10 protein-coding genes and 1 pseudogene are annotated in these 14,741 nt (G+C 26.1%); 3 read left to right on the top strand and 8 right to left on the bottom strand.

What is annotated here, in order from left to right; genetic code table 11:
* Nucleotides 1-2: 2 nt before the first annotated feature.
* The 6 genes from menD to prfB are packed head-to-tail and all read right to left on the bottom strand — an operon-like array spanning nucleotide 3 to nucleotide 6,527.
* Nucleotides 3-1,688 (bottom strand): 2-succinyl-5-enolpyruvyl-6-hydroxy-3-cyclohexene-1-carboxylic-acid synthase, encoded by a 1,686-nt coding sequence (gene menD, locus H0H67_RS02925; protein WP_185859279.1) that lies wholly within the window; start codon nucleotides 1,686-1,688, stop codon nucleotides 3-5.
* A 9-nt stretch (nucleotides 1,689-1,697) separates the two neighbouring features.
* The gene (gene fabG / locus H0H67_RS02920) at nucleotides 1,698-2,432 is read right to left on the bottom strand and encodes a 3-oxoacyl-[acyl-carrier-protein] reductase (RefSeq protein ID WP_185859277.1); all 735 of its coding nucleotides are present in this window, start codon (nucleotides 2,430-2,432) and stop codon (nucleotides 1,698-1,700) included.
* Nucleotides 2,429-3,136, bottom strand: a complete 708-nt coding sequence (gene cmk / locus H0H67_RS02915; protein ID WP_185859275.1) for a (d)CMP kinase — start codon at nucleotides 3,134-3,136, stop codon at nucleotides 2,429-2,431. The genes fabG and cmk overlap by 4 nt, the downstream gene beginning before the upstream one ends.
* Nucleotides 3,137-3,140: 4 nt before the next feature.
* A complete protein-coding gene (gene speB / locus H0H67_RS02910) occupies nucleotides 3,141-4,013 on the bottom strand; it encodes an agmatinase (protein WP_394366803.1) in 873 nt (290 codons plus the stop codon).
* A complete protein-coding gene (locus H0H67_RS02905; RefSeq protein WP_185859273.1) occupies nucleotides 4,010-5,416 on the bottom strand; it encodes a type III PLP-dependent enzyme domain-containing protein in 1,407 nt (468 codons plus the stop codon). Before H0H67_RS02905 ends, speB begins: the two co-directional genes overlap by 4 nt.
* A gap of 13 nt (nucleotides 5,417-5,429) precedes the next feature.
* Nucleotides 5,430-6,527: a peptide chain release factor 2 gene (gene prfB / locus H0H67_RS02900; protein ID WP_185859624.1), complete on the bottom strand. Its 1,098-nt coding sequence runs from the start codon at nucleotides 6,525-6,527 to the stop codon at nucleotides 5,430-5,432.
* Nucleotides 6,528-6,634: 107 nt separating this feature from the next.
* Here prfB and clpB point away from each other — a divergent pair, with 107 nt between their 5' ends.
* A complete protein-coding gene (gene clpB / locus H0H67_RS02895) occupies nucleotides 6,635-9,262 on the top strand; it encodes an ATP-dependent chaperone ClpB (RefSeq protein ID WP_185859272.1) in 2,628 nt (875 codons plus the stop codon).
* A 12-nt stretch (nucleotides 9,263-9,274) separates the two neighbouring features.
* Nucleotides 9,275-10,152, top strand: a pseudogene (gene era / locus H0H67_RS02890) (GTPase Era).
* A 2-nt stretch (nucleotides 10,153-10,154) separates the two neighbouring features.
* On the opposite strand, the gene tyrS reads toward era, so the two are convergent.
* Together tyrS and H0H67_RS02880 are read right to left on the bottom strand one after the other, a co-directional pair.
* Nucleotides 10,155-11,432, bottom strand: a complete 1,278-nt coding sequence (tyrS, locus tag H0H67_RS02885; RefSeq protein WP_185859271.1) for a tyrosine--tRNA ligase — start codon at nucleotides 11,430-11,432, stop codon at nucleotides 10,155-10,157.
* A 396-nt stretch (nucleotides 11,433-11,828) separates the two neighbouring features.
* Nucleotides 11,829-13,382: a hypothetical protein gene (locus tag H0H67_RS02880; RefSeq protein WP_185859270.1), complete on the bottom strand. Its 1,554-nt coding sequence runs from the start codon at nucleotides 13,380-13,382 to the stop codon at nucleotides 11,829-11,831.
* Between the two features lie 143 nt (nucleotides 13,383-13,525).
* Here H0H67_RS02880 and H0H67_RS02875 point away from each other — a divergent pair, with 143 nt between their 5' ends.
* Complete coding sequence (locus tag H0H67_RS02875; RefSeq protein WP_185859269.1) at nucleotides 13,526-14,740, top strand: 2-isopropylmalate synthase; 1,215 nt, start codon at nucleotides 13,526-13,528, stop codon at nucleotides 14,738-14,740.
* Nucleotide 14,741 lies beyond the last annotated feature (1 nt).

Raw genomic sequence — 14,741 nt, 5'->3', positions numbered from 1 at the left:
AATCAGGATAGATAAGATAAGTATTTTTTCAAAATTTCTGCATTTTTATATTTATGAGTATCTATCTCTAGCAGACAAGGACTATCTGATTTTTTCCAAAAAAAAGACAAACTATTTTTCAAAGTGTGTTGATTAGACACTTTTTCGTATTTCCAATTATACATTTTGCATATTTTTTCTGCAGAAAAAATATGTTTTGTTTCAAAAAAATTGAAAATTTTTTCAGAAAATTTTGTTTTTGAAATAAATCTAAAAATATTTCCACCTCCATTATTAATGAGTATAATGCGAAAATTTTTTGGAACATAATTATTCCATAAAGCATTACTATCATAAAAGAAACTTATATCTCCAATGATTAATGTGACTACTTTCTTGCTGCTTACTGCAGAACCTATAGCTGTTGAAACACATCCGTCTATTCCTGAAGTTCCACGATTACAATAAGATTTAACAGAACATTTTTTTTGATTAAAAAGTTCATAATATCTAATTATCATACTATTTCCTAATTGTAAAATTGAATTATTAGGAATAGATTTAAATACAAAAAATAGAACTTTTAAATCCGAAAAACTTTTTTCTTTTTTTAAAAATAATTTATGTTTTTTGATTCTTTTTTTTCTTAATTTTTCCCACTTATATCTGTAATCCGAAGTAGATAGATTATAATCTTTAAAAATTTTAAAAAATGATTCTAAAGTTATAGGCCAATAAGTAGTTAATTTATAATAAGTATCTGGGTAATTTTCATAGTTTTCTCCTATATGCCAATGATATATTGGAGGATATTTTCTCAAAAAAAACTTTATTTTTTTGGATATAATATTTATTCCAACAGTTAATAGAATATTAGGTTTTAAACTGGTCCACTCTTTAACAGTCATATTAAAAACAAGTTGATCTATATTTGAGAAGAATAATTTTCCGGATACATGAGATGTTGTTTCTGTCAAAATAATAATAGATGGATCTAAGCTTAATTTTCTCAAAATTTTTTCCATATTTTTCTCTGGATAATGTAGTCCTAATAAAATCATTTTTCTTTTATATTTTTTCCATATATATTGTTCTCTTTTATAATATTTTGATGTTTCAAGACAACAATTTTTTACAGGTATACTTTTTATGATTTTAGGTTTGACCTGTAATTGATTTGTTGTTTTATAAAGTGGTTCTGAAAAAGGAATATTAATATGTATAGGTTTATTTTTTAAAATGCATTTATTTATGGATTCATTAATTAATTTTTCATTGTACCATATTCCTGATTGAGATTCATCTTCTGTTAGTTGAACAGATGTTTCTACATGTTTTTGAAAAATATTTTCCTGATGAATTGATTGTCCTTCAAAAATATCTATAATTTCTTTTGGACGATCTGCAGTAACCAAAATAAGTGGGATTTTCTGATAAAAAGCTTCTGTAACTGCAGGATAATAGTTGACAACAGCAGATCCAGAAGTACAACTAATGACTACAGGGGTTCTGATTTGTTGTGCTATTCCTAAAGCAAAAAAACCTGCACAACGTTCATCTACAATGCTGTAAGTTTGAAAATATTTATTTTGTGTAAAATGGATAATGATAGGAGCATTCCGAGATCCTGGAGATATGATGATATTGAATATGTATTTTTTTTTTAAGATCTCACCTAAACTTTGCACAACTTTTTTATTTGAATACATTAAGATTATTTAAATTAATCCTCCATTTACATTTAATACAGAACCAGTAATATAATTAGATAAATCTGAAGCAAGAAATAAAGTACAGTTTGCTATATCTTGAGGAGTTCCTGGTCTTTTTAATGGAATATTTTTTATCCAATTTTCTTTGATTTTAGATCTAAAATAAGAATTCATTTTTGTATCAATATATCCAGGAGCTATAGCATTACAACGAATATTTTTTTTTCCTAATTCTCTAGCTATCGATTTAGTGAATCCAATAATTCCTGCTTTAGATGCTGCATAATTGGATTGTCCAATATTTCCTGTTAATCCTATAACAGAACTCATATTAATAATACTTCCTTTTTTTTGTTTCATCATAGGATAAATTGCATATTTAGTTAAATTGAAAACAGAATAAAGGTTGGTTTTTATCACGTAATCCCAATCTTCTTTCGATATTTTAAGTAAAAAATTATCTTTGATCACGCCAGCATTATTTACTAATATATCTATTCTTCCGTATTTTTTTATGACTTTTTCGACTAAATATTCTGAAGAATTAAAATCTGAAAGATCAATTTGATATGCTTCTACCGATTCTTTGAGTTCTAAAACCAATTTTTTGGCTTCCTTTATTGAGGAATAAAATGTAAAAATAACATTAGCTCCATGTCTTGCAAAAGTTTTTACAATAGATTTTCCTATATCTCCTGAACCTCCTGTAACTATAGCTATTTTTCCATTTAATAATTTCATACAATAAGATGATTGTTTTTTTTGATTTTATTTATTAATTGAAAGATCAAATTTAATTGTTCTTCTATGCTTAAAAATGTATTATCTATTTCTATGGAATCTATGGATTTTTTGAGTGGAGAAATTTTTCTGGAACTATCCATAATATCTCTATGAATGAGATTTTTTTGGACTTCCTCATAAGAAACTTTTTCTCCTCTTTTTTTAAGATCTTGATATCTTCTATAAGAACGAACTTCTATAGATCCTTTCATAAATATTTTTAATTCTGATTTAGGAAAAATAGAATGACCAATATCTCTTCCATCCATAACAATTCCTTTCTTTTCTCCGAAATTTTTCTGTATAAAAGTTAATTTTTCACGAATTTCAGGAATCTGAGCTATTAAACTTACTTTTTTTGTAATGTTTAATGATCTGATTTCAGATTGTATATTTTCTTCATTTAAAAAAATGTCTGTTTCATTGAGTTTTTTGTTCCATCTAAATTTAAAATTTATATCTCTTAAAACAGGCATAAAATTTCGTATATTCCACAAATCACTATTAAAAATATTTTTTCTAATAGCTAATAAAGTTATACCTCTATACATAGCTCCTGTATCTATATATTTATATTTTAGTCTTTTGGAAATTTCTTTTGCCAAAGTACTTTTTCCAGATGAAGAATATCCATCTATAGCTATAATCATCTTATGATTCATAATATTATGATGTAGTTAATTCATATTTATATGACAGTAATTTATAGTAAAGCTTGACAGCTAAAAAATCTGTAGAAGATTCTTTTTCATTAGGCAAAAGTTCAACAATATCAAAACCTATGATTTCTTTTTTTTCAAAAACTTTTTTGAAAAATTTCAAAGTAGTATACCAATCCAATCCACCTGGTTCTGGAGTCCCAGTAGAAGGGGCTATACTTGGATCAAAAACATCTATATCTATACTAATAAATACATATTTTGACAGTTTTTGAATGGCTTTTTTCATCCATAAATCATTTTGATAAATTTCATGCATATAAAAAACGTTTCCTTTTTGAAGGAATTTTTTTTCAAGTATATCCATACTACGGATACCTATTTGTATTAAAGGATATTTTTTAGAAGCTTCATGCATAGAACAAGCATGATTATACGGATTTCCTTTGTATGCAGTACGTAAATCTATGTGTGCATCCATGTGAAGAATACTTAATTTTGGATATTTTTCTCCAAAAGCTCTAATGCTTCCTATTGATATAGAATGATCTCCTCCTATAAGAGTTACAAATTTTTCTTTAAAAAGGTATTTTTTTGTAACATTGTATACTTTTTTAACCATTTCTTTAGAGGAAATTGAATTGTTTGTAATAGGAGGAACAATAAAAATTCCTCTTTTATATACTTCTGAATCAGTTTCAATATCATATAATTCTATATGTTCAGATGCAGATAAAAAAGCTTCAGGTCCTTTTTTAGAACCTTTTTTCCATGTTTGAGTGGAATCATATGGAACAGGAATTAATACCGTTTTAGATTTTTCGATTGTAGCATATTTTTTAGATATTCCTGCAAAAGTTTTTTTATAAAAAATTTTCAATAACCTAATATTTTTAATATTTCCTCAGGACTCTGTGATTGACGAAATATTCTATATACCAAATTATTTTTTTCGTCATTATTTTTTTCGTCATGATTTATCAATACATGAATAGGTTGTGGAATTAAACAATGATGGACTCCTCCATATCCACTAATTGTGTCTTGATAAGCTCCAGTATTGAAAAAACCGATATAAAGTGGATATTTTTCACGAAAACAAGGAAGATATATAGCGTTCATATGTTGTTCTGAGTTATAATAATCATCACTATCACATGTTAATCCTCCCAAAAAAACTCTTTCGTAACAATCATTCCAACGATTAATAGCCATCATAATAAATCTTCGACTGATCGCCCAAGTATCAGGAAGTGTAGTCATAAAAGAACTATCTATCATATTCCATTTTTCTCTATCATTTTGACGTTTTTGATTAAGAATTTTATATAAAATTCCTCCACTTTCTCCTACAGTATAAGCACCAAATTCTGTATATATATGTGGTTCTGAAACATTCTCTTCTTGACAAAATTTCTTTATTTGATAAACAATTTCATTAACCATATATTCATAATCATAATTGAAAGACATAGATGTTTTAATCGGAAACCCACCTCCTATATTCAGAATCTCTAATTCTGGTGCTATTTTTTTCAAACTAGCATAAATATGCAAACATTTAAAAAGTTCATTCCAATAATAAGCAGTATCTTTTATTCCTGTATTAATGAAAAAATGCAACATTTTTAATTCCACTTTAGGATTATTTTTTATTTTATTTAAATAAAAAACAATAATGTCCTTATATCCTATTCCTAATCGAGAAGTATAAAATTCAAATTTTGGTTCTTCTTCAGAAGCTATGCGTATACCTAATTTAAAAGGATAATTGATAACTAAATTGAGTTTTTCTAATTCATCTGAATTATCTAATATAGGAATTGTGTTATAAAAACCGTTATTTATCAATTCTGATATATTTTCAATATAATTTTTCGTTTTAAATCCATTGCATATTACTTCAATTTTTTTATTAGTTTTTCCTTTTTGATAAAGATTCTTGACAATTTCTATATCATAAGCATATGAAGTTTCAATGCTTATATTATTTTTTAAAGCTTCTTCTAATATAAAAGAAAAATGAGAACTTTTTGTGCAATAACAGTAAGTATATTTATTGTTATATTGATTAGAACGAATAGCTTTTTCAAACCATTTTTTAGCTTTTTTTATGTTTTGAGATATGATTGGTAAATATGTAAATTTTAACGGAGTTCCATATTTCTTGATCAGATCCATTAATGGAATTCCATGAAATTCTAGCAGATTGTTTTTAATAGAAAACTCCTCAGTAGGAAAATCAAAAGTTTGATCTATAAGATCAGCATAACGAATTTTCATTTGAATAAAATAGTTAGATTTGATTCTCTTTGTTTTTTTTATACATCAAGAATTTTTTTAAGAAAACGTCTATTTCACCATCCATAACAGATTGAATTTGTGTAGTTTCATAACCTGTTCTTAAATCTTTTACTAATTTATAAGGATGCATAATATAATTACGAATTTGAGAACCCCATTCTATCTTCTTTTTTTCGGATTCTATTTTATCTTTTTTTTCATTTTTTTTAATCATTTCTATCTCAAATAACCTAGATTTCAAAAGTTTTAAAGCTTTTTGTCTGTTTTGCATTTGAGAACGAGATTCTGTATTTTCTATTGTAATTCCTGTTGGATTATGGCGTAACCTCACTCCTGTTTCTACTTTATTGACATTTTGTCCTCCTGCTCCACTAGAACGGAAAGTCTCCCATTGAATATCATAAATTTTAATATCTATATCTATATTGTCATCGATCATAGGATAAACATAAACGGAAGAAAAAGAAGTATGACGTCTTGAATTGCTATCAAATGGTGATATGCGTATTAATCTATGGACTCCATTTTCTCCTTTCAAATATCCAAAAGCATAAATTCCATCAATTTCTAGAGTAACAGATTTGATTCCAGTAATATCTCCAGATATGGAATTGATTTTTTTAACGGAATAATTGTGTTTTTCAGCCCACATAAAATACATTCTCATTAACATGGAAGTCCAATCACAGCTTTCAGTTCCTCCTGCTCCAGAAGAAATTTGCAAAATAGCGTTGAATGAATCTTCTTTTTCTGATAGAAGATTCTTCAATTCTATATTTGAAAGCAATTTTTTAGTTTTATGCAATTGAATTTCAAATTCTTTTTCTAAATTTTCTTCTTTAGAAAGAGAAAATATGATCTCTAATTCTTCTAAAGAATTTTTCAATTCCATGAAATCATTGATGCATGTTTTCAAATTATGTATATATCTTATAGAATTTTTGTCTTTTTTATAATTCTTCCAAAAACTAGGATTTGATATTTTTTTTTGTTCTTTTTCAAGAGATGCTTTGATTTGATCAATTTTTAGAATATCATGAATTTTATGAATTTTTTCGGAAATAGATTGAAACTCTTCTTTTTTTATCATAGTACGAAAATAAATATTTTTCAAAAACTATGCTGATCATAAATTTTTTTTATCTTACAATTAAGAATACAATCAAACCTAACTGAAACAAAAAATTTCATTTTCATATGAATTCTAATAAGTTTACTATAAAATCTCAAGAAGTAATACAGGAAGCACTACATATTGCACTAAATAATCATCAACAGTCTATTGAAAATGCACATATTTTGAAATCCATTTTAAAGATTGAGGAAAATATAATACCTTTTCTTCTAAAGAAATTAAAAGTAAACCCTCAATCAATAATATCAGGATTAGACCGTATTATTTCTTCTTATCCAAAAATAATAAGTGGATCTTTTAGTCAACATTTTAGTTCACATGTAACAAAAATGTTAAGTATAGCGGAAGATTATGCTAAAACATTAAAAGATGAATTTATTTCTGTAGAACATATTTTTTACGGAATTTTTATGAGTTCAGATCATGCTTCTCAAATCTTGAAAGATCAAGGGATTACAGGTGAAAAAATTAAAAAAATAATTGAAAATATTAGAAAAAAAAGCGGAAATGTGATTTCTACTACAGCTGAAAATACCTACAATTCTTTGGGAAAATACGCAAAAAATCTTAACGAATGGGCTTACAAAGGGAAATTAGATCCAGTTATTGGACGTGATGAAGAAATACGTAGAGTATTGCAAATATTATCTAGAAGAACAAAAAATAATCCAATTTTAATTGGAGAACCAGGGGTAGGAAAAACAGCTATTGCTGAAGGACTAGCTCATCGTATTATTAGTGGAGATATTCCGGATAATTTAAGAAATAAACAAGTTTTTTCTTTAGATATGGCTTCTTTAATTGCAGGAGCAAAATACAAGGGAGAATTTGAAGAACGTCTTAAAGCTGTCGTCAAAGAAGTAACATCTTCAGATGGAGAAATTATTTTATTTATTGATGAAATTCATACCTTGGTTGGTGCAGGAGGAGGAGAAGGGGCTATGGATGCAGCAAATATTTTAAAACCAGCATTAGCAAGAGGAGAACTTAGGGCAATAGGAGCTACAACTTTAAATGAATATCAAAAATATTTTAGAGTAGATAAAGCTTTAGAAAGAAGATTTCAACAAGTATACGTTGATGAACCTTCTGTTACTGACTCTGTATCTATATTGCGTGGGATTAAAGAAAAATATGAAAGTCATCATAAAGTAAGAATTAAAGATGAGTCTATTATAGCAGCTGTAGAATTGTCAAAACGTTATATTAATGAACGTTTTTTACCTGATAAAGCTATAGATCTTGTAGACGAAGCTGCTTCAAAGTTAAGAATGGAAATTAATTCAAAACCAGAAGAATTAGATGTATTGCACAGAAATATAATGCATATGGAAATACAAATGGAAGCTTTGAAAAGAGAAAATGATGAAAAACAGTTGATTCCTTTAAAAAAGAAATTGTCTAAATTAAATGAAAAAAAAATGCAATTACAAGCTCAATGGCAAAGTGAAAAAGATTTAGTTGAAGGAATACAAAAAGCTAAGGATAAAATAGAAAATTTTAAATTTGAAGCTGAACAAGCTGAAAGATCAGGAGATTATGGAAGAGTGGCAGAATTAAGATATGGAAAAATAAAAGAAGAAGAAAATAAAGTAAAAGAATTTGAAGATAAATTAAAAAAACAGGAAGATAAGGGAAAAAAAATGATACAAGAAGAAGTATCCAGAGAAGACATCGCACAAGTAGTATCCAAATGGACTGGAATTCCAGTTACTAAAATGTTGCAAAGTGAAAGAGAGAAATTATTATTTTTGGAAAAAGAGTTACACAGAAGAGTGATTGGACAAAATGATGCTATTCAATCTGTAGCAGATGCAATACGACGTTCTAGAGCTGGATTACAAGATGAAAAAAAACCTATAGGATCTTTTCTTTTTATGGGAAGCACAGGAGTAGGAAAAACAGAACTTGCTAAAACATTGGCAGAATATCTGTTTGATGATGAAACTAATATGGTTCGTATAGATATGAGTGAATATCAAGAACGTCATTCTGTCAGCAGACTTATAGGAGCTCCTCCTGGATATATAGGTTATGATGAAAGTGGACAATTAACAGAATCTATACGAAGACGTCCTTATAGCGTAATTTTACTAGACGAAATAGAAAAAGCACATTCAGATGTTTTTAATATTCTATTACAGGTTTTGGATGATGGAAGATTGACAGATAATAAAGGAAGAACAGTTAATTTTACAAATACTATTATTATTATGACTTCCAATATAGGAGCGGATATTATTCAGGAAAATTTAGATCAAGAAATATCTTCTAATCGAATGGAAGCTACAAAAAAAGCTTTAATAGATTTGTTAAAAAATATTGTAAGACCTGAATTTATTAATCGTATTGATGAAATTATTTTGTTTAAACCTCTTTCTAGAAAAGAAATTAGAGGTATTGTTAAATTGCAAATGAAAAAATTAAGTGATTTATTATTAAATAAAAAGAATGTTTGTATAGAATCTACTCATGAAGCTATAGAATATTTATCTGAAAAAGGATACGATCCTCATTTTGGAGCTAGACCTTTAAAAAGAGTTATTCAACATGAAATTTTAAATAATCTTTCTAAAGAAATTATTGGAGAAAAAATACAGAAAAATAATAAAATCTTGATAGATTTTTTCAAAGAACAAGGAATTGTATTTCGTCAATCAGAAAAATTAGAAAATGTTAACATTCAATAATTAATAACAGTGATTCATAAATCTGGTTTTGTTAATATTATAGGATTTCCTAATACAGGAAAGTCTACTTTGATGAATTCTTTAGTAGGAGAAAAACTTTCCATAATAACATATAAACCACAAACTACTCGTCATAGAATATTAGGAATTATTAATGAATCGAATTTTCAGATCATATTTTCTGATACTCCAGGAATCATTCATCCTGTTTACCCTATGCAAAAAATTATGATGCAATATGTGGAAAAATCATTGGATGATGCAGATATTATTTTGTTAATAACAGAAATTGGAAAACTAGAATACTTTCCAATATTTAATGAACTTAAAAAAAAAATGTTCCCATTATTATATTAATTAATAAAATAGATAAAATAGGAATAAAATGTAGAGAGAATATATTGTATCATGCAATTGATTATTGGCATAAATTATTTCCTAATTCAGAAATATTACCAATATCTGCATTAAAAAAAATGAATCAAGATCTTTTGATGAATAAAATTATATCCTTATTATCTGAACACCCTCCTTATTATCCCAAGGAATTTTTAAGTAACAGATCTAAACGTTTTTTTGTAAATGAAATAATTAGAGAAAAAATATTTTTTCTATACAAAAAAGAAATCCCTTACTCAGTAGAAATAAATACAGTCATTTTTAAAAATGAAAAAAATTTCATACAGATATTATCTTGTATATATGTAGAACGTAGTTCTCAAAAAGGAATTTTAATTGGAAAGAGAGGAGATCGTCTTAAAAAATTGAAATTTTTTTCGATAAAAAGCATAGAGTCTTTTTTGAGAAAAAAGATCAAATTAAAGCTTCATGTGAAAGTTTGTCCAAATTGGCGATATGACTACAAAAAATTGAAATTTTTTGGGTACTGAATTTATTCAATTTTTATAATAAAAAATTCTTTTTTCCCAAATTGGAGTAAAATGTACTTTTTTCCTATAATGTTATTTTTTTGTAGCAAAAAATTTTCTTTTATTAGAATTTTATTTAAATAAATTGAATTTGCTTTTAGAGCACGACTAGCTTCACTTTTAGAATAAAAAAAGCCACTTTTTTTTAAAAGATCTAATAAAAAAATTCCTTTTTCAAATTCTTCATAAGAGAGAACCATATGTGGAATGTGATTGTATATAGAAATGAGAGTTTCTTCATTTAAGAATTGTAAAATTTCATTTTTTTTATCGAATAATATATGTGTGATTTTTATGATTTTTTCGGAAATTTCATTTCCATGAACCCATTTAGTGATTTCATGGGCTAATTTTTTTTGCAAAAATCTTTTATTTGGATTTTTTCTGTGTTGAATAATTAATTGATCGATTTTTTCCTTAGAAAAAAAAGTATATATTTTTATATATTTTTCAATTTCAAAATCAGAAATGTTGATCCAAAACTGATAAAATTTATATGGAGAAGTTTTATTTTTATCTAACCATATATTTTCACCTTTTTCACTTTTTCCAAATTTTATTCCATTCGATTTTGTGATTAAAGGAAAAGTAAATCCATATGCTTTTTTTCCTGTTCTTTTTCTGATAAGTTCTATTCCTGTTGTGATATTTCCCCATTGATCAGATCCACCTATTTGTAATAGACAATTTTTCATTTGATTTAAATATAAAAAATCGTATCCCTGTATCAGAGAATAAGAAAATTCAGTAAAGGAAATTCCGTTTTTTTCATCATTAATTCTTTTTTTCACAGAATCTTTAGAAATCATGTAATTTACAGTAAAATATTTTCCAATATCACGAATAAATTCCAAAAAAGAAACATTTTGAATCCAATCTAAATTATTTAATAATTCTATTTTTTCTGAATGAAACTTCAAAAGTCTTAGGATTTGATTTTTTATAGATTCTGTATTTTTTTGTAAAATTTCTTGACTAAGAAAAATCCTGTTATCTTTTCTACCAGAAGGATCTCCTATAAAACCTGTTGCTCCACCAATCAATACTAAGGATTTATGTCCCATTTTTTGAAAATGAATGAGAATGATAAGAGGAAGCAAACTTCCTAAGTGAAGAGAATCAGATGTAGGGTCAAATCCTATGTACATTGTGGTAGGTTTTTTTAATTGATTTTCTATACCAGAAACTTTATTTTTTATTAAACCTCTCCATGAGAGTTCGTCAATGATATTTTTTTGCATGTATTTATTAAAAGTGATATTATTTATTAATGATAAAAAAGATCATTGGATACAATTTTTTTACTTTCTTTTTTAGTTTAATACACGTCATTTTTAGTGCCGTTTTTTTCAGAAAAAATTTTTTTTTCATATTAAGAATATATATTTTTTTGTTGCCTTTCAGCAGTTTTTTGTTTTTTATTTGTTTACTTGCAAGTATAAAAAAATCCAAACTAACTGTATATATTTATGTATTATGTGGTATAATTAAGTTATTTTTTGGTGTTTTTGTTTTTTTCTGCTTAATGATTGAATATGATGATTTTTCTAGTTTATTAAAAACTTTTGCAAATTTTATTTTTTCATATTTTATGATTCTATTTTTTAGAATTTTTTTTTTATTGATATGAAAATAATTTATTTTTGGGAGTTAGTTTTTAGAAACTTTTCTTTTATGATGACTTCTACGGATTTATTCTCTATTTTAGAATTCAGCCAAGAAATAATATCTAAATATAGGAAAGTTCTCTTTTCATAAGGATGATCATAATATTTAATTAATTTATCTCTTAATTTTTTAAACTGACCTTTTATTTGATGTGGATATACATTTCCCAGATTTTTAAAAAAATGAATAATTTTTTTTTGCACGATATACCAATCATCCATTTGAATGAAAAATCTGTATGCAGACTGAATCTTTTGATCCATATTTTCATCTAATCCACTTTCGTAACAAGCAATTAAATGTAGGAGTCTGGCAAAACATTGTAAATCTTGTCGTAAATTTTTTTTCTTATTTTCCATAATTTTTGACAAATATAGAATGGTTTTTTCATGATCTCCACTTCCGAAATACAAACAAGCAATTTTGTAATAAAGAACCATAATATAATGAGAGTCTAGACGATTAGAGATTTTATTGAAATCCATAAATAATGATGGAATGATTTTTTTCACACCTTCTGAAAAACTTCCTTCCATATAATGTTTGTTAATACGATTAGTATATGTATACATGAAAATTAATATTCTGGTATTTCCATTTATAAGTATTTCTCCATTTTTGACTTCTTTTTCAAATTTCTTTAATACATTAGTAAACTTTGAGTAATGATTCAAATAAAACAAAGTATCTAATAAATAATGATATCCTTTTAAGTAACTGACAGGAGCTATTTTTTTTTCTTTTGTATGATTTTGAAACAATTCTACCCATTTATAAGATGATCTATAGCACATAATAAAATCTTGTCGGATGTAATGATACCATACTTGAGCCTGATATAAAAACAATTTTTCGTAAAAACTAAGTTTATCAATATCAAATTTTGGAAGATTTGTACGAAAATATGTTTCTATAAATATTTTGTCTTTTTCATTTCTGACATATCCTACTTTTAAATATAAACCATATAATTCCAAAGAAAGACTAGATAAAGCATTATTACATTGTATTCTTTCAATTAATTCTTTAGACTCTGCTGATAATTCTCCTGATCTAGAATAAAGACTTCTAGTTATATGTTGAGATTCTATCATTTTTTCAAATTCTACTAATTCTAAAAGAATAGTGTTATATTCATAACATCTAGCAATGATTTTTGCTTTTCCTAATAATTTTAAGCTTTGTATATATAAACCTTTATTATATAAAATTTTAGCAAAATCTAAATATTCACGTATTTGTATATCATGATTTTTTTCAGTGTGTTGCAACTTAAGACTAATCAAAATTTGTTTGTATAAATTAGCTTTTATATTAGATAGTTGCATTTTGCTTATAGGTGATTTTAATATTTTTTTTTCATCATAATAATTTATTTTGCTCATGATTTCAAAAAGTTTCATAAACTTGGCGCATTTATTCTTTTTTATGCGACTAGCATAAAGTTTAAAATTTCTTTTTTCTGATTTTGATAAAGTTTGAATTAATAAAAGAAGATGATCTGATTTATTGTAATTAGACATTGTAATTGTATAATAATATTTAGTTTGATAAATAGAAAAATATAAAATAATTTTATTAATTGAATATTGTAAGTATTAAAATAATTCATTTCTATTTTTTTATTGGAAAAAATAGTTTTGAGATTATCAAATAATCCAATGGTATGGAAAAGAAAAGAATACAAATTTTTGATACAACTTTGCGAGATGGAGAACAGGTTCCTGGAAGCAGATTAAATACTAAAGAAAAAATAAAAATAGCTAAAAGATTAGAGTCTTTAGGGGTGGATGTTATTGAAGCAGGATTTCCCACTTCTAGTCCAGGAGATTATCAATCTGTTCAAGAAATCTGTAGATCAGTTTCAAAAACTGTAGTTTGTGCATTATCTAGAGCAGTAGAAAAAGATATAGAGATAGCAGGACAAGCGTTACAACATGCTAAAAAACCAAGAATTCATACAGGAATAGGAACTTCAAATTGTCATATCCGTTATAAATTCAATAGCACCCCGGAAAAAATTATAGAAAGAGCTATTCATGCAGTAAAATATGCAAAAAGGTTTGTAGAAGATGTTGAATTTTATGCGGAAGATGCGGGGCGTACAGAAAATGAATTTTTAGCAAAAGTATGTGAAAATGTGATCAAATATGGAGCGACGGTTATTAATATACCTGATACTACAGGGTATTGTCTTCCAGAAGAATATGGAGATAAAATACGCTTTTTAAAAGAAAATGTTAAAGGGGTTCATAAAATCAAATTATCTACTCATTGTCATAATGATTTGGGACTGGCTACGGCTAATTCTTTATCTGGAATTATGAATGGAGCAGAACAAGTGGAATGTACTATTAATGGAATTGGAGAAAGAGCTGGAAATACTTCTTTGGAAGAAATAGTTATGATTATTAAACAAAACTCTCATTTGAATTTATTTACTAATATAAATACAAAACTTATTTATTCCACAAGTCATCTAGTGTCTGAATGTACAGGAATGAGAGTTCAAGCTAATAAAGCTATTGTAGGAATCAATGCATTTTCTCATTCATCAGGAATTCATCAAGATGGAGTCATAAAAAAGAGGGAAACTTATGAAAGTATTAATCCAGAAGATGTTGGAATAGATCAATCTTCAATTATTCTAACAGCTAGAAGTGGAAGAGCAGCTTTGGCTTATCGTTATAAAAAACTGGGTCATTTTTTGAATAAAAATTCTTTAGATTTGGTTTATTCTATTTTTTTAAAATATGCAGATGAAAAGAAAGAAATTACCGATAGGGAATTAAAAACGATATTAAAAAAAGCTAATTTGAATGCAAATAATCAAATATTGCATCCTACTAATAATACTAACAGAAGAATAAATGTTGTTTAAA

This window comes from Blattabacterium cuenoti, assembly GCF_014251575.1.
GTDB lineage: Bacteria > Bacteroidota > Bacteroidia > Flavobacteriales > Blattabacteriaceae > Blattabacterium > Blattabacterium cuenoti_N.
Note: the sequence above shows the minus strand (reverse complement) of the source record. Positions and strands in the feature narration are given on the sequence as shown.

Coding starts and splice junctions, on each gene's coding strand:
- menD (WP_185859279.1), bottom strand. CDS start 1,688: ATGTATTCAAATAAAAAAGTTGTGCAAAGTTTAGGTGAGATCTTAAAA.
- fabG (WP_185859277.1), bottom strand. CDS start 2,432: ATGAAATTATTAAATGGAAAAATAGCTATAGTTACAGGAGGTTCAGGA.
- cmk (WP_185859275.1), bottom strand. CDS start 3,136: ATGAATCATAAGATGATTATAGCTATAGATGGATATTCTTCATCTGGA.
- H0H67_RS02905 (WP_185859273.1), bottom strand. CDS start 5,416: ATGAAAATTCGTTATGCTGATCTTATAGATCAAACTTTTGATTTTCCT.
- prfB (WP_185859624.1), bottom strand. CDS start 6,527: ATGATAAAAAAAGAAGAGTTTCAATCTATTTCCGAAAAAATTCATAAA.
- clpB (WP_185859272.1), top strand. CDS start 6,635: ATGAATTCTAATAAGTTTACTATAAAATCTCAAGAAGTAATACAGGAA.
- tyrS (WP_185859271.1), bottom strand. CDS start 11,432: ATGCAAAAAAATATCATTGACGAACTCTCATGGAGAGGTTTAATAAAA.
- H0H67_RS02880 (WP_185859270.1), bottom strand. CDS start 13,382: ATGTCTAATTACAATAAATCAGATCATCTTCTTTTATTAATTCAAACT.
- H0H67_RS02875 (WP_185859269.1), top strand. CDS start 13,526: ATGGAAAAGAAAAGAATACAAATTTTTGATACAACTTTGCGAGATGGA.